16 protein-coding genes are annotated in these 20692 nt (G+C 56.8%); 5 read left to right on the forward strand and 11 right to left on the reverse strand.

Features of this window, described 5'->3' with window-relative positions; genetic code table 11:
* Positions 1 to 33 precede the first annotated feature (33 nt).
* Positions 34 to 765 (reverse strand): MerR family transcriptional regulator, encoded by a 732-nt coding sequence (locus PGQ95_RS15150; RefSeq protein ID WP_113374376.1) that lies wholly within the window; start codon positions 763 to 765, stop codon positions 34 to 36.
* Between the two features lie 199 nt (positions 766 to 964).
* Here PGQ95_RS15150 and PGQ95_RS15155 point away from each other — a divergent pair, with 199 nt between their 5' ends.
* Genes PGQ95_RS15155 through PGQ95_RS15165 form a run of 3 tightly spaced genes read left to right on the forward strand, consistent with a single transcriptional unit; the run spans position 965 to position 3887 of the window.
* The gene (locus PGQ95_RS15155) at positions 965 to 2653 is read left to right on the forward strand and encodes a sensor histidine kinase (RefSeq protein ID WP_087860182.1); all 1689 of its coding nucleotides are present in this window, start codon (positions 965 to 967) and stop codon (positions 2651 to 2653) included.
* Complete coding sequence (btsR, locus tag PGQ95_RS15160; protein ID WP_087860183.1) at positions 2647 to 3366, forward strand: two-component system response regulator BtsR; 720 nt, start codon at positions 2647 to 2649, stop codon at positions 3364 to 3366. Before PGQ95_RS15155 ends, btsR begins: the two co-directional genes overlap by 7 nt.
* 53 nt (positions 3367 to 3419) lie before the next feature.
* Positions 3420 to 3887, forward strand: coding sequence for a DUF1456 family protein (locus PGQ95_RS15165; RefSeq protein ID WP_015706088.1), 468 nt, complete (start codon positions 3420 to 3422; stop codon positions 3885 to 3887).
* Positions 3888 to 3930: 43 nt separating this feature from the next.
* Here PGQ95_RS15165 and PGQ95_RS15170 read toward each other — a convergent pair whose 3' ends face one another.
* The 7 genes from PGQ95_RS15170 to metG form a co-directional block, all read right to left on the reverse strand.
* On the reverse strand, positions 3931 to 4395 hold the full coding sequence (locus tag PGQ95_RS15170) for a YehR family lipoprotein (protein ID WP_015365748.1): 465 nt from the start codon (positions 4393 to 4395) through the stop codon (positions 3931 to 3933).
* 93 nt (positions 4396 to 4488) lie between these two features.
* Positions 4489 to 6483: an SWIM zinc finger family protein gene (locus PGQ95_RS15175; protein WP_430918577.1), complete on the reverse strand. Its 1995-nt coding sequence runs from the start codon at positions 6481 to 6483 to the stop codon at positions 4489 to 4491.
* Positions 6480 to 7616, reverse strand: coding sequence for a vWA domain-containing protein (locus PGQ95_RS15180; protein ID WP_430918579.1), 1137 nt, complete (start codon positions 7614 to 7616; stop codon positions 6480 to 6482). The genes PGQ95_RS15175 and PGQ95_RS15180 overlap by 4 nt, the downstream gene beginning before the upstream one ends.
* Positions 7616 to 9895: a DUF5682 family protein gene (locus PGQ95_RS15185; RefSeq protein WP_430918581.1), complete on the reverse strand. Its 2280-nt coding sequence runs from the start codon at positions 9893 to 9895 to the stop codon at positions 7616 to 7618. The genes PGQ95_RS15180 and PGQ95_RS15185 overlap by 1 nt, the downstream gene beginning before the upstream one ends.
* Positions 9896 to 9904: 9 nt before the next feature.
* Positions 9905 to 10993, reverse strand: coding sequence for an ATP-binding protein (locus PGQ95_RS15190; protein WP_430918583.1), 1089 nt, complete (start codon positions 10991 to 10993; stop codon positions 9905 to 9907).
* Positions 10994 to 11459: 466 nt separating this feature from the next.
* Positions 11460 to 14087: a DUF4132 domain-containing protein gene (locus PGQ95_RS15195; RefSeq protein ID WP_430918585.1), complete on the reverse strand. Its 2628-nt coding sequence runs from the start codon at positions 14085 to 14087 to the stop codon at positions 11460 to 11462.
* Between the two features lie 133 nt (positions 14088 to 14220).
* Entirely contained in the window at positions 14221 to 16254 is a 2034-nt protein-coding gene (gene metG / locus PGQ95_RS15200) for a methionine--tRNA ligase (protein ID WP_015706086.1), read from the reverse strand.
* A 151-nt stretch (positions 16255 to 16405) separates the two neighbouring features.
* Between metG and apbC the strand changes: the two genes are divergently transcribed.
* Entirely contained in the window at positions 16406 to 17515 is a 1110-nt protein-coding gene (apbC, locus tag PGQ95_RS15205) for an iron-sulfur cluster carrier protein ApbC (RefSeq protein ID WP_015365751.1), read from the forward strand.
* On the opposite strand, the gene PGQ95_RS15210 is transcribed toward apbC, so the two are convergent.
* The gene (locus PGQ95_RS15210) at positions 17512 to 17964 is read right to left on the reverse strand and encodes a GNAT family N-acetyltransferase (RefSeq protein ID WP_259678468.1); all 453 of its coding nucleotides are present in this window, start codon (positions 17962 to 17964) and stop codon (positions 17512 to 17514) included. The two genes, apbC and PGQ95_RS15210, sit on opposite strands and share 4 nt — an antisense overlap.
* Entirely contained in the window at positions 17957 to 18274 is a 318-nt protein-coding gene (locus PGQ95_RS15215; RefSeq protein WP_087860184.1) for an RcnB family protein, read from the reverse strand. Before PGQ95_RS15215 ends, PGQ95_RS15210 begins: the two co-directional genes overlap by 8 nt.
* A 183-nt stretch (positions 18275 to 18457) precedes the next feature.
* Between PGQ95_RS15215 and PGQ95_RS15220 the strand changes: the two genes are divergently transcribed.
* Positions 18458 to 19357 (forward strand): LysR family transcriptional regulator, encoded by a 900-nt coding sequence (locus tag PGQ95_RS15220; protein ID WP_087860186.1) that lies wholly within the window; start codon positions 18458 to 18460, stop codon positions 19355 to 19357.
* On the opposite strand, the gene PGQ95_RS15225 is transcribed toward PGQ95_RS15220, so the two are convergent.
* Entirely contained in the window at positions 19347 to 20690 is a 1344-nt protein-coding gene (locus PGQ95_RS15225; RefSeq protein WP_430918587.1) for an NCS2 family permease, read from the reverse strand. The two genes, PGQ95_RS15220 and PGQ95_RS15225, sit on opposite strands and share 11 nt — an antisense overlap.
* Positions 20691 to 20692 lie beyond the last annotated feature (2 nt).

Consider the following 20692-nt stretch of genomic DNA (forward strand, 5'->3'; position numbering starts at 1 on the left):
ATTATACGGTGAAGCGCAGGTGTTAATGAAACATTAATTGCTATTTAGCCAGATCAGATTTTCCCGCTGTTCCCATTCGCGGAGCTGTGCTGCCTGCGGGCTACCCGGCGGCGCGGGGCACCACACCAGCAGGGTACTGTCGGGAAATAGCTGCGGGCGGATCTGATTAAGCGAATGCGCGACAATATCCACCCGCCAGCCCTGCTCGCAGGCGATCCACCCTTCCAGCCACAATTGAGTGGTGTCATCGGTATTCCAACCCACCACCACCGCGTGATGACCGGGGCGCTTCCAGGCGTGGGCGAGACATTGGGCGATGTGGTTGATTAAGATACCATCGAGCAGGCTACGCAGCGCCAGTAAAGTCGGCTGAGGGCTTAGCAGGCGGTGACGAAGCGGATTAAGCAGATGATGTACCAGCATCTGTGCGCTATAGCTGTGGCTGCGCTCTTTGAGCCATAGCCGCACCCGTTGGTAATGACCTTCCTGCAGAAAACCGAGCAAAATTTCCTGCTGTTCGCGCCAGCCGTCTTCGACATCCGCTTCGCGATCGGGCAGCAGATTTTTTACCTTACCGACCTGAACGCCGGCATCAATCCAGCGCTTAATTTCGCGGATGCGATCGATTTCACTGTCATTGAATAAACGATGGCCGCCATCGGTGCGTTGCGGCTTGATAAGTTCATAACGTCGCTGCCAGGCTCGCAGCGTCACGGGGTTGATATCACAAAGCTGAGCCACTTCGCCTATCGTATACAGCGCCATTTTCCCCTCCCGCCGTGTTCTCCTCATTTAACTGTAGAAGGGGTTTATCAATTGTTCATTTTTTGCACTTTACGGCGACGGCGAGACGGTGAGAAGTGTGATCGTCACCATGATTTATCATTTTCTTGTATCGCTTCAAAGAAAGTTATAAGCGGTCAGTGTATGTTACGCGCTTTCAAAGGTTGTGTGGTTGGCGGGTATGTACGAGTTCGATCTGGTATTGCTGCTGCTCCAGCAGATGTGCGTGTTTCTGGTCATCGCCTGGCTGATGAGTAAAACGCGGCTGTTCATCCCCCTGATGCAGGTCACCGTGCGTCTGCCGCATAAGTTGCTGTGCTATGTCACCTTCTCGATTTTTTGCATTATGGGGACCTATTTCGGTCTACATATCGAAGACTCTATTGCTAATACACGCGCTATTGGCGCAGTGATGGGCGGCCTGCTCGGCGGCCCGGTGGTCGGCGGTCTGGTGGGGCTGACCGGAGGCCTGCATCGCTATTCGCTGGGCGGAATGACGGCGCTAAGCTGTATGGTGTCGACCATAGTTGAAGGGCTGCTCGGTGGCCTGGTGCACAGCATTCTGATTAAACGCGGACGTCCGGATAAAGTTTTCAGCCCGCTCACCGCCGGGGCGATAACCTTTTTCGCTGAACTGGTACAGATGCTGATAATCCTGCTGATTGCGCGGCCATTCCAGGATGCGCTGCACCTGGTGCAGAGTATTGCCGCGCCAATGATGGTTACCAATACCGTCGGCGCCGCGCTGTTTATGCGTATCCTGCTGGATAAACGGGCGATGTTTGAGAAATACACTTCGGCTTTTTCCGCCACCGCGCTAAAGGTGGCAGCCTCCACCGAGGGGATCCTGCGCCAGGGATTCAACGAAGAGAACAGTATGAAGGTCGCTCAGGTGCTGATTCAGGAACTTGATATCGGCGCCGTGGCGATTACCGACCGTGACAGGCTGCTGGCGTTTACCGGTATCGGCGACGATCATCATCTACCAGGTAAACCTATCTCCTCTTCCTATACACAAAAGGCGATTGATACCGGCGAAGTGGTTTATGCCGACGGCAACGAGGTGCCATACCGCTGCTCAATTCATCCTGGCTGTAAACTGGGCTCGACGCTGGTCATTCCGCTGCGCGGTGAGAATCAACGGGTCATTGGCACCATCAAGCTGTATGAAGCGAAAAACCGCCTGTTTAGCTCGATTAACCGCACGTTGGGGGAGGGGATAGCGCAACTGCTGTCGGCGCAGATCCTCGCTGGCCAGTATGAACGGCAGAAAGCGTTGCTGACCCAGTCGGAAATTAAGCTGCTACACGCCCAGGTCAACCCGCACTTTCTGTTTAATGCCCTTAACACCCTTAAGGCGGTGATCCGCCGCGATAGCGATCAGGCCGGACAGCTGGTGCAGTATCTATCGACCTTCTTTCGCAAAAATCTGAAGCGACCAACGGAGATCGTCACCCTGGCGGACGAAATTGAACATGTGAATGCCTATCTGCAAATTGAGAAGGCGCGATTCCAGGATAATTTGCAGATACGCATGCAGGTGCCTGCGTCGCTTGAGCACCTGCAACTACCGGCATTTACGTTACAGCCGATAGTTGAAAACGCAATCAAGCACGGCACTTCTCAGCATCTTGGCGTAGGCGAAATTACCATTCGCGCCAGTCAGCATGAGCGTTGGCTACAGCTGGACGTGGAAGACAATGCCGGGCTGTATCGGGATAACCCTAATGCCAGCGGGCTTGGGATGAGTCTGGTGGACAGACGACTGCGCACGCGCTTCGGCGCCGACTGCGGAATTAGCGTCACTTGCGAAGCGGAACAATATACCCGCATCACGCTGCGACTGCCTGTGGAGGAGAATGCATGCTAAAAGTTTTAATCGTCGATGATGAGCCGCTGGCGCGGGAAAATCTGCGCATCCTGCTGGAGGCGCAAAGCGATATTGATATCGTCGGCGAATGCGGCAACGCCGTCGAGGCGATTGGCGCAGTGCATAAGCTGCGCCCGGACGTGCTGTTTCTGGATATTCAAATGCCGCGTATCAGTGGGCTGGAGATGGTTGGCATGCTCGATCCAGAACATCGCCCCTATATCGTCTTTTTAACGGCCTTCGATGAGTATGCGGTGAAGGCCTTTGAAGAGCACGCCTTCGATTATCTGCTCAAGCCTATCGAAAACGCCCGGCTGGAGAAAACCCTGAGTCGCCTGCGCCACGAGCGCAGCCTGCAGGATGTATCACTGTTGGATGATGCCCAGCAGGCGCTGAAGTATATTCCCTGTACCGGCCACAGCCGCATCTGGCTGCTGCAGATGGAAGATGTGGCTTTTGTGAGTAGCCGAATGAGCGGGATTTACGTCACCGATAGTGAAGGCAAAGAAGGGTTTACCGAACTGACTTTGCGTACGCTGGAAAGCCGTACGCCGCTGTTGCGCTGCCACCGTCAATATCTCGTTAACATGGCGCATTTGAAGGAGATCCGCCTTGAGGAGAATGGGCAGGCGGAATTGTTAATGCGCGCCGGACAAACGGTGCCGGTCAGCCGCCGCTATCTGAAAAGCCTGAAAGAGGCGATTGGTCTGTAAAAACGCGGAATCATGGTAGACTTAGCGCCAGCATTTTTCATCATGAAGGCATTATGATCAGTAACGATATTTTACGTAGCCTGCGCTACACCCTGAAAACGAATAATAACGGTCTGGTACGCATCTTTGCGCTGGCGGATGCGCCGGTGAGTGCGGAACAACTGGTACCCTGGCTGAAAAAAGAAGACGAAGAAGGGTTTGCGCGCTGCCCGGATGTCGTACTGTCGAATTTCCTCAACGGTCTGATTTACGACAAGCGCGGCAAAGATGAGTCAGCGCCGCCGCTGGCGGTTGAGCGCCGGGTGAATAACAATATCGTACTGAAAAAATTGCGTATCGCCTTTTCGCTGAAGACCGATGACATTCTGGCGATCCTGACTCAGCAAAAATTCCGCGTGTCGATGCCGGAAATTACCGCCATGATGCGCGCGCCGGACCACAAAAACTACCGCGAATGCGGCGATCAGTTTTTGCGCTATTTCCTGCGCGGTCTTACCGAGCGCGAGCACGCCAAAGGCTAAGCGCCAGAAGTGACCCGGGCCTGCGCCCGGGCCCTGTCTCTCTTTACTTCTTCACTTCTTTAAAACCCTGCGATTCCAGCAGCTTAGTTGACACGGATAGCGAAACAAACTGCTGTGAGCAGTCGGTGAACATCGAGCCCGGCAGTTTGCACAGCTCGCTGATTTTCGCTTTGCTGAAATCCACGGTCAGATGCTCAAGCGCGTAGGAATCTTTATAGTCGATGGTCTGCTCAACGCCCTGTAGATTACGATACACGCTGCTAATCGGCTCAATAATGGCCCGCGCCTGTTCTTTATTTTCGGCGCCGATCGATTTATAGGGAATGGTGTTGTCGGCATCCTGACGCAGTACTTTGTCGCCGTCATAGTGGTAGGTAAAGCTGAGTTCGACGCCGTTAGTATTCAGCGCAAAGGTTTTACTCTCTTCTTTTTTATTATCGCAGCCGGCGAGCGCCGCCAGCAGAACGGATACGGCCAGCACACCAGCCATCTTGCGGTTAAATTTCATCACGATTCCCTATGTTGAGTTACGCTGTGCCCCCAATGCGACGGCTATTAATAATATAGCTAGCGCAACGATCATATTATGACCTTTTTTTTATTAATCGAGTATTAGCGCCAGTTGTTCGCTTAGGTGAATTAGCGCATTAAGCGTTGCGCTAGTAGTTGCCGTGCCGTTCTCAATCAACTGACGGTACAGTCGGGACAACTGATGAAAGCCGTTTTTCGCCAGCTCGTCGCTCAGTATTTGCGCCTCGCGAAACAAACTTTGCTGCTGATAGCGCAGGCCGTTATGCAGGATCTGAACAAGCAGCGCCTGGCCGCGCAGCAAAAGGCTTTGCGCCCCCGCCGGGGAAGGCCGGATGTTGGCTGACGGTAACGAGCCGATGGCGTCCGCCTCAATGTCCAGTACCCAAGCGCGAGTACGGGTGATCATCGTCAGCGGTTCCAGCGTTAATGTGCCGCCGTCCATGGTGACCAACCCGGAAACCATACAAACGGGATCTTCCTGCTGCCGCAGTAGAGAGGCCATGCGTTCGATGGCAAAAGGCGCGGTGGCGGAGGCCCGTAGCGACAGCTGCAGGATATCATCGTCGCCATCGCCGCTTTGTAGCCGCGCATCCAGCGTTTGCCGCGAAGCGTCCCAGCCCAGCGCGAGACATTTTCCGACCGGCAAAACGAACAAATTATCCACCTGGGTGAGCGGGCGGACGCAGGCGGGTGGGCGCTCTTGCAGATGTTTACGTAGTGCGCTGGCTCCCGGCTGGCGCAGCGGCGGCACGAGTTGATCCCATGCCTCCGCCGTCAGCGGAATGTTGCTGTTAAGACGCTGGCTACTACCGAGCAACAGTTCGCCATTGGCGGTACGGCGCGCCGATTGCGAGATGATTTGCCCGCCTGCCAGCGCGCCAACTTGAAAACTGAATATCCGCCGTTGCCAGATGGGGGGCTGCTCGTTCTCCGCCAGCGGCCAGCTTCGTGACAGCTGCAGGATGTTGCCGGTATCCGGGTCGCAGTACCAAATCCGTAGCCCGTACCGTTGGTTATCCAGCCAGCTGCGCATGCCTAATGAAACCAGCCGCAGGTAGTCAAGCTGGGCCTCGCCAGCAATACCTGAACCAACGATATTACGCCATGGTAATGGCGGAATGATGTTATCCCGATCGAGCTGCGCCATCCAGCCCGCACTTTGTATACGACCGTCGAGCGCTGCCAGTTGCGCCAGTATCGATGCCGGATGGTAGTCGCTGGCCCGCTGTTGAAAGGCTTCGACGCCACGACGCAGCTGCGCCACCGCGCTTTCCACCCAGCGCCAGTCGGCGCTTTGCGCTGCTTTATGCGCCCGGATAAATGCGGCTTCGTAGTTGATAGAGGGCTGGCTGAGGCCGCCTTGCCAGAGAGCATCAATCAGTTGCTGTAGCGCCACCCGGCAGGTTTCCCCCTGCGGCGTGGCGAATGGTCCGCCGTCAGGTAGCGATTCCTTACCCCGTGATTGCCACATCAGATGGTGAAAACCCGGCTGTCGTGATTCGGCATCGGCAAAGGCCTGTACCGCCAGCGCGACGTGTTCGCACATCGTGCCTTCCACGCAGTCGCAACGAGCAAAACGCAGGCTGCTGCGGGAATAGAAGCGGATGTCGCTCATGGGTAATTTAGCTGCTGGCGGTTCGCCGGGTCTGCAGAACAGTTCTACCGCCAATCCCTGAGCCGCCAGCAGTTGCGCGCGCCTGCGGGTGGCCACCGGCAGCGTAGCGAGTTCAGGTAGCCACAGCGAAGGGCTCCAGCGCTGTGCGCCTTCTGCTGCGCCTGCGCTGGCGTTAGCGCGCTGGTAGCTTAATACCAGCATCACCCGATGGCGACACATACCGGTGGCGCCGCAGCTACAGTTGGCTTCTTTAAGCGACTGTCCTTGAGTCAGTTGAGTGCGGACACCGTCGCTAAAACAGGCCGTAAGCGTGCCGTCTGTATGCTGTGTCAATTCAGGAACATTTCCGGCATCCAGTTCTTTAAGGCTTCGCTTAACGAAGCCGGCGTTGCTAAGCGCGGTCAGCGCCTGTGGGGTGAGTTCAAGTAATTCAGCGCGTACCTGAGTCATGATTGTAGATTCTCCGCCAGCCACGCCGCCAGTTCACCTGGCGTCATGACGGCAATCCTCGCCCCGACGTCCACTAGCGCCTGGGCGGTATCACGGTCGTAGGATGGGGAAGCATGACTATCGAGCGCCGCCAGTCCCAGCACTTTGCAACCATCTTTCACGCACTGTTTCACCAGGCCAACGAGCTGCGAACGGGCGCCTCCCTCGAAGAAATCGCTTACCAGGACAATGACGCTTTTTGCCGGATGCTCGATGAGCTGGCGTGCGTACTCCATGGCGCGAGCAATATTAGTGCCGCCGCCGAGCTGGACCTTCATCAACAGTTCTACCGGGTCGGCTACATCGGCGGTAAGGTCTACTACATTGGTATCAAAGGCCACCAGATGGGTGCGAATCCCCGGCAGTTGCCACAGACAGGCGGCCATTACCGCAGAATGAATCACCGAATCAATCATCGATCCGCTTTGATCCACCAACAGGATGAGTTGCCAGCGTTCGCTGTATCGTTTAATGCGGCTGATAAAGCGCGGTGATTCGATATACAACTTGCCGTGTTGCGGATCCCAATGTTTGAGATTGGCGCGCAGCGTGTTTTTAAAATCAAAGTTTCGCGCCAGCGGTTGCCGTGAAGGGCGGCGGCGATCGCGGCTCCCGGAAAATGCCTGACGAACCTCTTTCGCCAGCCGGGCCATAATTTGCTCAACGACCTGACGTACCAGTTGGCGAGCAACATGCAGCACATCAGGATTCATCAGATGCCTGGTGTGTAATACTGCGCGTAGCAGGCTTTCGGAAGGGGTAATATGCCGCAGTACATCCAGATTGGTCACGACATCGTCAATGCCGTAGCGCAATACGGCATCGCTTTCCAGACGCTCGATGACCTGCTGCGGAAAGAGGGTATGGACGGCGTTGATCCACTCCGGCGTGGTCAGGCTTGAGCCATTCAGAGTACCACAGCGTTCGCCGCGCGCCAGTCGCTGCGGGTCGCGACCGTATAGCCACTCAAGCGCGTGGTCAATCTGGCGCGCCTGCTCGTTCAGGCCGCCAAGGCTGTTTTCGGCGGCCTCGCCCAGCACCAGCCGCCAGCGCTGTAGTTCGGTGGTGGTCAGTAAGTCGGTAAGTCGGTCCATCAATATATTCCCCAGTGTTTAAGCGTTTCGCGCGCCCGCTGCTCTTGTTGTTGGTGGCGGGCTATGCATTCCGGCGAACGGCTTAGCGTTTGCAGCGCCTGGGCTGGCAGCGCTGACAGGTGATAGTGATCGAGCACTTGCTGCGCCAGCGCGCCGCGTTCACGAGGAGGCAGCCAGGCCATCGCGGCGCGAAGATCGGGCAGGGCGATAATGAATTCGTCCTCGGCAAGCCGCGCTAATAGCGCGCTGAAGCCGGCGACAAAAACAGGCTGACAGGCTAACTGGTGGCGCGCTAACGCCAGCATGCCTTGCAGCATTTCTCCCAGTCGCAGTGGGGAGAGTTGCGACAGCAGATCCAGCGCCGTCTGCGCGCTGGCGCAGGGGTGTTCAAGCCGGATGAGCGCGCCCAGCGCCGCGCCGCGGTCAATGGGGGCTGCATCTACGTCGGCAAGACGCCGCTGGAGCAGCGCGAGCGCGGCGTCGAATGCCGGGCCTGTAAGCACGGTAGCGCAGTGCCGATCGCGAAGAATATGTCCCAGGGTCTGCCAGCTATGGAGATGGGCATAGAATTGCGCCTCATCGGGCTGATAATTGGTTTCGCAGAGCCACAGCGCGCGGTCCAGCGCCGCGCTGAGCGTGGCTTGCAGTACCGCAGAGCCTTGCATGCCGCTGGCCTTATCCAGTCGCCACAAGGCGTATAATATTTCCAGCGCCGGGCCCATTTCGGCGAAGTCGCTCTCTTCGGCAATTAATACGGCGAGTTGTTCGAGTAGCTGATGGCTGAAGGCGGAAAGCCCCGCTAGCGCCGCCTGGTTCAGGCAATCAGCGAGGCCGCGAATGCCAACCGATGTCAGCATTTTTGCTTCCAGACAATGACGGGCGGCTTCCATCAGGGTGGCGCCAAAGCGGGCGGCCTCAATCAGTGCCACATGCTGTTCAAGCGGCTGGGTCAGCGACCAGCTTTCCGCGCCGTCGCCGGATAATGAAGTAGAGTTACCTTGCAGAAGGTGAATGCCGGGAATATTCAGAACAGTAAGACGGTGCAGTACCTGGCTTTGCGTCAGACCGAAGTGTTCATGACGGTCAAGATGCAGCTGGCCGGGCAGGGGAATGGCAAGGCGGGCCAGTTCCCGACTGACATCCTGCGGTAAAGGCGGTTGTGGCGTATCCGGCGCCAACTGGCCAAATCCGCTACCCGCCAGCGTATCGACAATGGTCAGCAGCAGCGGATCGGTATCGGGGTGAATCACCCCGCGGTAACTCCACGGGAGCGGGGCGTTTAGCGCCTCTTTGATCAAGGTACCTGCAAGCGCATCCAGCCAGTCGCTGCGCAGCGGCAGACGATGACCACGTAGCTGCGCCAGCGCCATTGCACGTAGATGCGCCGCCGCCATATCAGCGGTGGAGGCTGGCAGGCGTCGCTGGCGGAGATTGCCAAGTATGGTTTGTAGCAGCTTTTCTCCGGCTTGCCGCAATCCTAATCCCCAGCACCAGCCTTGCCACACCGGAGCAGGCATACCGGAAAGGTATCCGGTTAAAGCATCAAGGCGCTTCTCGCTGTAGGGCGTGAGATAACAACCGGTGACGGCATTGACGAGAGGCGCCGGCAGCACGGGCTCCTGCGCCTGCGTCGGGCACCCGCGCCAGCCTGCGGCCAGCGCCGGGGCATGCCAACCGCCGCAAATTACCATGACCGGCCCGTCGTTTTGTTGCATCGCCCACGCCAGCCAGCGTGCCATATAAGCTTCACGCTGACGGCTGTTCTCCCCGCCCGGTTCGTCGCCGCGCAGACGGGAAAAATAGTGTTCCAGCGCTGGCGCCAGCGAAGCTTGCTGGGACTCATCTTCGAACAGATGATCCCATAGCGCGTCGCTGTTCTCCATGCCGCAGGCCTCCTGCAGACGCCGCCGATCCCCGCTTAGTCGGGCGGTCGAGCCATCATGGTCATCAGCCGTTTGCGCCCAAAGCGGCAGATCGATAAAACGGATGTGCGCCCCAATGGCCTTCGCCGCTTGCAGCGCCTGCCATTCGGGAGAAAAGTCGGCGAAAGGCACCCAAGCACCGCCTCCCGACGTAGGATCGTCAGCGATCTGGTAGTAGCTATAGATAGCCACAGGTAGCCGATGAGGGAGAAAAAGTTCTTCTATGCGGCTGTTGAAATCCGCGGGGCCCTCTATCAGGACATAGCGTGGGCGCACAGCGGTAATCTGCTCTTTGACCAGCCTTGCGCAGGCCGGGCTGTGGTGGCGAATACCGATGATTAACGGCTGCTCAGACATAGCGCTCCCTCAAGGCAGACGATGACGTGCCTGATAATAGGCCTGCCAGTGGGCTTCTTTATGCCTACCCACGCGTTGTTCAAAATAGCGGCGCAGACGGGCGCGGTCATCTTCGTTGTCTTTGACGATAGTGCCGGCAATGCAGTCCACCAGGTCAGATGGCTCGCCAGCGCGGCTGGCAAGAAACCAGGCCCGTACTCCAACGGCATGGGCGACGTTGACCGCTTCTGCGGTGGACATTATGGCGCTGAGGGTGTCCATGGAGGTCTTCTTGTCGCCGTCGGCGCGCAGGTCGCGGAAAGTCTGCACCAGCAGTTCCAGCACGGCATCAGGGACCTTATGCGGAATGCCGCTGTGCGCCAACAGGCGAGCAGAGGCGTTGGCCACCAGCTCCAGCTCTTGCTGAAAATCCATAATCGGGAAGACGGTTTCGAAGTCGAATCGGCGTTTTAGCGCCGCGCTCATTTCATTGACCCCGCGGTCGCGGGTGTTGGCGGTGGCGATAATATTAAAACCGGCGCGGGCATAGAGTTGGCTATCGTCACCGGTCAACTCCGGTATTGCCATGACGCGGTCGGAAAGCATGCCTAACAGGCAATCCTGCACCTCCAGCGGTGTACGGGTGATCTCTTCGAAGCGGACAATTTTACCGTCGCGCATGCCCTGGTAAAGCGGAGCCGGAACCAGGGCATGTGTTGATGGCCCCTGGTTTATCAGCAGCGCGTAGTTCCATGCGTACTTGATTTGATCCTCTGTTACCGATGCCCCACCCTGAATAGTTAACCCGGCATCGCCGCAGATGGCGGTAGCCAATAGCTCCGAGATCAGCGATTTTGCTGTCCCCGGCTCGCCGACCAGCATCAGGCCGCGTCCGGTAGCGAGCGTCACCAGCATGCGTTCAACGGCCGCGGGACTGATAACCACTTTACGGCTGATGTCGCGCTTCCGATCGCCGAGAATAAACGTCCTTGCGGCCGGCAGGCTGAGCTGCCAACCGGGCGGGCAGGGGAGACTATCATCCTGTTTCAACCGCGCCAATTCATTGGCATACAGCACTGCGGCCGGCGGACGCTGAAGATGTTTGTCCTGTTGTGTCATCGTTTCTTCCTTAAAGAGACAGCGGTAAGAGGTTAAACCTCATTTATATCCAGCAAATAGCGCCAAGGCCCGCATGAAATGGGTCGAATAATGCTGCTGAACGACCCATCGTATGAGTAGAATTAGCGGGAAATCATCGCCACTGCGCTTAGCGCTTCGCTGAGATCCTGAGGAGCGAGTCGTGAGAACGCAACGGGCTGTTCGCCCTCATAGAGCGTGATAGCGCCAAACTGCTGTCAATGTTGTAGTGCGCAAACCCCGGCGTGATTTCCAGCATCAAACGATACCGGGCTGCGTCGTAACAGAAATAGTTTTCGCTATCCTGCCACCAGCCGCGGCTACGGATCCCTAATAACTGTCCGCAGGTCGTCGATTTTCCCTGCCAGCGCGTGAGTTTGCTTTGCGTAGTTTCTTCCGCTTGCAGCGATACGGTGTGGCGCGTCAGCTGGCGAAAACAATCCTTGTTTTACTCAAATAACCCGTCGATGTCGTTAATCAACTCACTGATGGTGACGTTGTCCAGTACCGAAAACGTAGCTTGCCCTGTGCCGTGACTTTCCCATTCGCAATGGTGCGCATTTTCATCACAAAGCCATATTTTGGTTATCAGCTGCTCGGCACTGAGTTCGTCAGGCTGCATGCCGACGGCAAAACCTTTGTCGATCTCCATCACTAGCGTCCATTCCCCCAGGGGCTTGAGCATCCAGCCAATCCAGCCCGAATCCTGCGGATCGCCGCGCAACCAGCCTTTGTTTGCCAGCCCCATTACCCGGCCGCTTGGACATTTTCGCTCTGTCCAGCGGGTCAGTTCGCAGGACTCCAGTTCTGCAGTTGTCAGCGTGTAACAGTTGCGATCGAGCTGACGGAACGGCGGTAGCAGCTCATAATCGACGAACAGCTGACTGAAGGCGGCAGCGTCTTCCTGCGATATTTCCAGCGCATGCGGAAGCCCAACACGAATATCGCCTTCTGGCAGCGTGAAGAGGTCATCGTCAGCGTTGCTGTAGCTGCTGTCTTCCGCTACGCGGAAACAGACCAGCAGGACATTCTCCGCGCTGTAGACGCCCCATACGAGCCGACGAGTGAGATGGCGAACCAGCGGATGATTGACCAGAAACTGATGAAAGTTTTCCGGCATCCAGCGGCGGCGCTGACACATAGCGGATTCCATCCGCGCAATTTGCTGGGCGGCAACGGTGCGGGCGTCTTTTTTCAGGGCTTTGTAGCGATTTACGGCGTCAGTAGAAAGCTCGCTATCATCGCTCTTATTCGGTTTTGGCAGATCTTTTAGACGGCTGCCGTTTTCATCTCGTACGTACGGCCGGAGTGCTTCATCAAAGTTAATGATGAAGCGGCGCGGACCGAAATCGAGAGCTAGCGTTCCATCCTCGCCCAATCCTGGATCTGGCGCGAGGCGGTCTTCCAGCTCGTTCACGGTCAGCCCACGGCTATCCGCTATCTCAGCTATTTTCGTGCGGGCGCGTTCCTGTAAGGCCTTGAACTTCAGCTTTTGGGCGATGCCGTTTAGCTGCATCAGGGCGATGTCTGTCCCGATAGCGGCGAGAATATCCAGACCTATCGTTGCGCGTTTATGTTGGGATTCGCCCGGCCAGATGCGGATTAGCGGCGTCAATGCGCGGGCAGTATCGTCGTTGCCCAGCAAACCCAGGGCGCTAAAAGCCCAACTCTCTTTCGATGGCGCGCCGGTGGTTTGCCAGGCGCTGAACAGATCCCAGGCGAAGGCGGCGAGAGATTCGGGGGTGCAGAGTTCTTTTACCTGCTGCAGGCCTGGATAAATGCCTTCTTCTGTCGGGAAACGCAGCATTTCGCCAAGGGTTTTTAAAGCTGCATCCGGCAGAGCCTGGCCATTTTCCCGCAGCAGCGGCCGTGACCACAACGCAGGCTGGTAAAACGACGGGAGGGCCGGAATTTTGGTTGGGTGGTTATCCAGCGGATCGATCGCGAGTAGAGCGCTCACCGCTTGAGTCACTTCCGGCAGGTGATAGCGTTGCGCTATCTGTTCAAGCAGCGACTGGTGGCCGTTGTCCACCAGCATACGAATGGCCAGACGGGCGCTATCCTGTGCTTCACACGCTTTCCCAAGGGCCGCGGGCAGTAGCCCGGTGATGGCATGTTCTGGATAGGTCAGGAGCCACTCGCGCGCGTCTTCACGCAGGGTTTTAAGCTTGTTAAAAGCGCGGGCTATTATCGGCGCCAACTCGCTGGCGGCAAACCAGATGGCGACCGGTAAATTCTCGTGAGGAAAGCGGGACAAGGCGTTAATAAAACCCGGCAGCCCGGCAAGCCGCAGGTATTCCATAACGTGGTCAGCACCCGTATGCGGTTCTTTGCTCAGGATATTCCAGGCCTGAGCTGCCTTTGCAACAGGCAATGCGGTGAGTAAATAAACGTTCCATTCCCCATGATAAGGAGAGTGATAATCTTTGAATTCAGCGATAAGCGTAGGGTAATCCTGCTGCCGCCATGCTTCCACCACCCGCGATGAGGCATTTTCATAGCGTTTATCTTGTCGGATCCAGCTCCTGAAACCCAGGTGCGTAAGATACGCTTTTTCATCCACCTTTTCGTCCATCTCTTCCTGATACGAGAGCCAGTTATATTGCAAAAGAAGCGCTTTGCTCTCCTCTTCCGTCAGCATACATAAGGGGGCTAAAGCAAGCGGTGTTAAGCTCAGTTGGGGAATCGGTGACTTTTTCTTTTTCACCGCCCACGGCGGGGAAACCAGTATCGGTGGTAGCTTGTCGTTATTGGCGCACTCGGTATCATCAGCCAGCCATGGACGAGGGGCATCAACAGGCGCGGGCGGTGGAACGACGGCTTGCTCTACAGAGTCAGCAAGCAGTTCGACTGTGACGGGGGGTAAAGCTGAGGTATCAGCAATGTAGCCTTTACGGGTTTTTTCATTTATCAGTTTCTGCCCGGCTTTGCTGGCCGCTGCCGCATCGGAAAACGTCTTAATCTGGCGTTGACCGTTAGTGCCGACCTTACCCCAGCGCAGATGCAGTTCATTTTCTTGCTGTTCGATTGCCCAAAATTTGTGTGATTTTTCGTCTTGATAGATAAAAGTGTTCATTAGCATCCCTGTTTATTTATCCAGTTTTTAGATGCTAACAGTTATTGTCGTATCTGGAGAGAAAAGACGAGGCTAAGGGAGCATTTTCGGAATTCATAAAAAAAGCGCTGCCGGAGCAGCGCTTTTGCGAGGTTTATTTAACCTGTTGACCCGGCTGTGCGCCGCTGTCAGGGCTTAACAGGAAGATATCTTTCCCGCCGGGGCCGGCGGCCATCACCATCCCTTCGGAGATGCCGAAGCGCATTTTACGCGGCGCCAGGTTAGCGACCATCACCGTCAGGCGGCCAATCAGCGCCTGCGGATCCGGGTAGGCGGAGCGGATGCCGGAGAAGACGTTACGCTTCTCGCCGCCGAGATCCAGCGTCAGGCGCAGCAGCTTATCGGAACCGTCGACGAACTCGGCGTTTTCAATCAGCGCGATACGCATATCCACCTTGGCGAAATCGTCAAAGGCGATAGTTTCCTGGATCGGATCATCGGCCAGCGGGCCAGTCACCGGCGCGGCGGCGGCTTTCACTTCTTCTTTAGAGGCTTCCACCAGCGCTTCGACCTGTTTCATCTCAATGCGGTTGTACAGCGCTTTGAAGGCGTTAACCTTGTGCGCCAGCAGCGGCTGCTGGATGGCGTCCCAGCTCAGCTCGGTGTTGAGGAATGCTTCAGCGCGCGCGCTCAGCCCCGGCAGAACCGGCTTCAGCCAGGTCATCAGCACGCGGAACATGTTCAGCCCCATGGTGCAGATTGCCTGCAGATCGGCGTCGCGGCCTTCCTGTTTTGCCACCACCCACGGCGCCTGCTCGTCAACATAGCGGTTAGCGACGTCGGCCAGCGCCATAATTTCGCGGATGGCTTTACCGAACTCGCGGCTTTCCCACGCTTCGCCGATAGCGGCAGCCGCATCGGTGAAGGTTTTATACAGCGCCGGGTCAGCCAGTTCGGCGGAGAGCATCCCGTCGAAGCGCTTATTGATAAAGCCGGCGTTACGCGAAGCCAGGTTCACCACTTTGTTAACGATATCGGCGTTAACGCGCTGGATAAAGTCTTCCAGGTTCAGGTCGATATCATCAATGCGCGAAGAGAGCTTAGCGGTGTAGTAGTAGCGCAGGCTGTCGGCGTCGAAATGGTTCAGCCAGGTGCTGGCCTTGATAAAGGTACCGCGTGATTTGGACATCTTGGCGCCGTTTACCGTGACATAGCCGTGAACGAACAGGTTGGTCGGCTTACGGAAATTGCTGCCTTCCAGCATGGCCGGCCAGAACAGGCTGTGGAAGTACACGATATCTTTACCGATGAAGTGATACAGCTCGGCACTGGAATCTTTCTTCCAGTATTCATCGAAGCTGGTGGTGTCGCCGCGTTTGTCGCACAGATTCTTAAAGGAACCCATGTAACCGATCGGCGCATCCAGCCAGACGTAGAAGTATTTGCCCGGCGCGTTGGGAATTTCAAAGCCAAAGTACGGCGCGTCACGGGAAATATCCCACTGCTGCAGACCGGATTCGAACCACTCCTGCATTTTGTTCGCCACCTGCTCCTGCAGCGCGCCGCTGCGGGTCCACGCCTGCAGCATTTCGCTAAAGGACGGCAGGTCGAAGAAGAAGTGCTCAGATTCACGCATCACCGGCGTCGCGCCGGATACTACAGATTTCGGATCGATGAGCTCAGTTGGGCTGTAGGTCGCGCCGCAGACTTCGCAGTTATCGCCATACTGGTCCGGAGATTTACACTTCGGACAGGTGCCTTTGACGAAACGGTCAGGCAGGAACATGCCTTTTTCCGGATCGTAGAGCTGAGAGATGGTGCGGTTTTTAATAAAACCGTTTTCTTTCAGACGGGTATAGATAAGCTCCGACAGCTCGCGGTTCTCGTCGCTGTGCGTCGAGTGATAGTTGTCGTAGCTGATATCGAAACCGGCAAAATCGGTCTGATGCTCCTGACTCATCTCGCCAATCATCTGCTCCGGGGTGATGCCAAGCTGCTGCGCTTTCAGCATAATCGGGGTGCCGTGGGCGTCGTCGGCGCAGATGAAGTTGACTTCGTGGCCGCGCATTCGCTGGTAACGGACCCAGACATCAGCCTGGATGTGCTCCAGCATGTGGCCGAGGTGGATAGAGCCGTTGGCGTACGGCAGCGCGCACGTTACCAGAATTTTTTTCGCGACTTGAGTCATAGTGGGCATTACATCTTCTGTTGTAAAAAGGGCTTTTGATGTTACCTGAAAGGCAATAATTTGGTAAGCCCAAAGCTTATTGTGGGGGAATTATTCCCTTTCAGGTAAACTTAACGGACAAGAATCAACTCACAATAACAAAGGAGTCGGGATGAGTTCGCAATCCCAGGCCAAATCCCCCGAACGTCTACGTGCGATGGTCGCCGGGACTCTGGCTAATTTCCAGCACCCAACCCTGAAACATAACCTCACCACGCTAAAGGCGCTGCACCATGTCGCCTGGCTTGACGATACCGTGCATATCGAGATCCAAATGCCGTTCGTCTGGACCCGCGCGTTTGAGGCGTTGAAGGAGCAATGCAGCGCCGAGCTGCTGCGTATCACCGGCGCGAAAGCCATCGACTGGAAGCTCTCTCACAGTATCGCCACCCTGAAACGGGTGAAAAACCAGCCGGGCATTAATGGCGTGAAAAACATCATCGCCGTGAGTTCCGGTAAAGGCGGGGTGGGCAAATCCTCTACCGCCGTGAACCTCGCGCTGGCGCTGGCGGCGGAAGGGGCCAAAGTGGGTATCCTCGATGCCGACATCTATGGCCCGTCGATTCCGACCATGCTTGGCGCGGAAGACAGCCGCCCGACATCCCCGGACGGCACCCATATGGCGCCGATCATGAAGTATGGCCTGGCGACTAACTCCATTGGGTATCTGGTGACCGACGACAACGCCATGGTGTGGCGCGGCCCGATGGCCAGTAAGGCGCTGATGCAGATGCTGCAGGAGACGCTGTGGCCGGATCTGGATTACCTGGTACTGGACATGCCGCCGGGAACCGGAGACATCCAGCTGACCCTGGCGCAGAACATTCCGGTAACCGGCGCGGTGGTGGTGACGACGCCGCAGGACATCGCGCTGATCGACGCCAAAAAAGGCATCGTGATGTTTGAGAAAGTAGAAGTGCCGGTCGTAGGCATCGTGGAAAACATGAGCATGCATATTTGCAGCAACTGCGGGCACCACGAACCTATCTTCGGCACTGGCGGCGCCGAGAAGCTGGCGGCGAAGTACCACACTCAGTTGCTAGGCCAGTTACCATTACATATCACGCTGCGTGAAGATCTGGATAAAGGCACGCCGACGGTCATTGCTCGTCCGGAAAGCGAGTTTACCGATATCTACCGCCAGCTGGCGGGACGCGTGGCGGCGCAGATGTACTGGCAGGGCGAAGTTATCCCGAGCGAAATAGCCTTCCGCGCCGTTTAAGGCTGGGTGTAACGCATCAGCCAATAATCTCCGTCAGGAGACGCGCCCTGGGCTTCGAATTTCCAGCCGTGATGCTGGTAGAAGCGCAGGGCGTTTTCATTTCGCGACAGACATTTCAGCGTACCGCTGTGCTTAAATGAGCGCTGAACCTGTTCCAGCAGCAGACTACCGACGCCTTTTCCCTGCCACTGCGGATCCACGAACAGGTTATGCAGGAAGTTGTCGATAACCCACACCGAGGCGAATCCTGCCAGCGTATCGCCGCATTCGGCGACCCATAGCTGCTCGTCTTGTACCACCGCATCAAAATCTTCCAGCCGCCATTGATCGCTGTTAAGCCATGTCCACGAGGCCATACGCGCGTCAAGGAATAGCTGGCGCAGGCGAGGATAGTCGCTGTCATGACCGGGGCGAATGCGCAGTTGCGGCTGCGTCGATGACTTAGCGATGATAGAAAATCTCGCCGTCATACACCTTCAGGATCTTGCCTTCGGTGTCGGTGATCAGGACGTAGTTGCCGCCCATGTAGGTCCAGTGGCTGCCGGCATCCGGCGCAGGCAGGTTACGCTGTTGCCACTGCTTGATGTTGTACTCAGGAGTGAGGTACATCGCCGGCACGGTATCGCCAATATGAAATTGGGTAAAATCAGCGGTGAATTCTTTCATCGCATACTGTTCAATCCCGGAGGCCGGCGCCGCCCAGCTTGCGCTGGCGCTGGCAAGAAGTACGCCCAGAAGCATCATTTTTGTTTTACGCATATTTTCCTCAATATTACCTGGACTCAAAATAGCAGCCTCGTATCATTCCTGAAGCGCTGCTGAAATGGCAAGCACTGGTTTTTTAAAAAGTGTAAGCAAAACACGGCTGAAGTCTTGTGCCGCTTGCGTTGTTGCGCGGTAAATCGCTATTTTGGGAGCATTCTGAAGCTTTGGAGAATTGGCATGTTCAGGCTGGAAGATCTGACCTTATTTGTCCGCGCGGCGGCGTTAGGTAGTTTTAGCGAGGCGGCACGAGAAGCGGGGCAGCAGCCTGCGCAGGTAAGCGCAGCGATCAAACGCCTGGAAACGACGCTTAATATTCGCCTTTTTGCTCGTTCGACCCGTAGCCTGCGCCTGACCCCGGAGGGCGAAACCTGGCTCCCCTATGCCACCCAGATGCTCGATACCCTTCAGGCCGGGCTACAGAAAATTCAGACGCCAGGGGATGAAGTACGCGGCACGCTGCAAATTGCCGTGCCATCCGATCTAGGGCGTAACCTGCTGCTCAAGGTATTTTGCGCTTTTCGCGAACGTCATCCGGCGCTGCGCCTGCGGCTGCACTTTTCCGATCATCTGACCGACGTGTTTAAAGATCCGGTGGATGTCGCTTTTCGCTACGGCTACCACGAAGACGCTTCGTTTATCTCGCTGCCCGTCGCGCCGGAAAACCGTCGGGTGCTGGTGGCTTCACCGCAGTGGATTGCCCGCCACGGTCAAATCAGTAGCCTCGAGGAATTATCCCGGCACAGCGCGCTGTTGTACGTATTACGTGGCCGACCTTTTGACCGCTGGCCGCTGATTTCAGGTAATGAAGTGCATACCGTGGAGATGAACGGCGCGATTATGAGTGATGATGCGGAGGTGATCCGTCGGCTGGCGGTAGCCGGTGAGGGAATCGCTTATAAATCGTTTCTCGATGTCAGCGACGATCTGCGAGAAGGGCGTCTGGTGCGGCTGCTGCCGGACTATCAGGGCGATTTAACGCCGCTGAATATGATTTGTCCGCACCGCAAGCAGCTCTCTGCCGCGGTGCGTTTGTTATATCAAGAGGTGAAATCACATTGTGAAGCGCTTAGTGCTTAACTAAGGTCGCGAAGTAATAGATTAGCGGGATCGCCAGCACCCACAGGCCAATCGGAATTTCACGCCACTTGCCGGCGATCGCTTTGATGACAATGTAAAACAGCAGCCCGCCGGCGATACCGGTGCCGAAGCTGTTGGCGATGAGCGTAATCATCACCATCATTAACACCGGCAGACCGTCGGTGAAGTTTCCCAGATCGACTTTGCGCAGGCCGCTGAACATATTCAGGCCAATCAGAATTAACGCCGGCGCGGTGGCCTCTTTAGGGATCATGAGCGCCACCGGCGTAAACAGCAGCATCAACAGGAACATCACCGCCGCCGCCAGCGCAGTAAGGCCGGTCTTGCCGCCGGCTTCCGCCGCCGCAGATGATTCAATCAGCGCCGTGGCCGCCGGAATACCGACCCACGGGCCCAGCGCGGCGGCAATCGAATCGACCATAAACGGGCGATTAATCTGCGGCATGTTGCCTTCTTCATCCAGCAAACCCGCCTCGCCGCCGACCGCCAGGGTCGTACCCATGGTCGAGAAAAACTCGGACGCGAAAAAGACGAACAGGAACGGCAGGAAGGCGATATTTAATGCCCCCAACAGATCGATTTGCCCGAACACCGGAGCCAGCGAGTGCGGAACGTCAATAAAGCTACCAGGTAGCTTTGTCACGCCGAACGGAATACCCACCAGGGTGGCGAACAGAATGGCCCACAGTATCGCGCCTGGTACTTTACGCGCCTGTAGCGCTATCGCCAGAAACAGGCCGCACAGCGCCACCAGCGCGCCCGGGGCAAGAAAATCACCGAGCATCAGGGCGTTGGTTTTGGCATTCGCCAACACCAGCCCGGCATTGCGAAAGCCAAGAACGGCAACGAATAACCCGATCGAAGCCGTGAGCCCCAGCTTAATTGACTGCGGTACCGAGCGGGTGACCACTTCGCGCAGGCCGAATTGGGTCAACAGGAAGAAGAGGATCCCCGACCAGCAGGCAATCCCGAGGCCAATCTGCCAGCCAATACCTTCGCTGCCCGCCAGCGTCACCCCCACCAGTACCGAGCCGCCAATGCCCGGACCGACGATAAACGGCAGGTTGGCATAAAACGCCATTAATAACGAACCGGCGACAAAGACCAGGATGGTGCCCGTGGTGGTGGCGCCTTTATCCATTCCGCCAATCGCCAGCAGTCCTGGAATGACCACCAGTAAATAGGCGGCGGCGAGAAAGCCGGTGATCCCGGCCAGGCATTCGGTGCGTAGCGAACCGCCCCGTGCGCGAAGCGCAAAGCGGCGCTCCAGCCAGTGGCTACGGGCAGAAGTATGAAGTGTGTTATCGGCCATGC

The sequence above is a fragment of the Klebsiella sp. 141240 genome (assembly GCF_050600805.1).
GTDB classification, from domain to species: Bacteria; Pseudomonadota; Gammaproteobacteria; order Enterobacterales; family Enterobacteriaceae; genus Klebsiella; species Klebsiella aerogenes.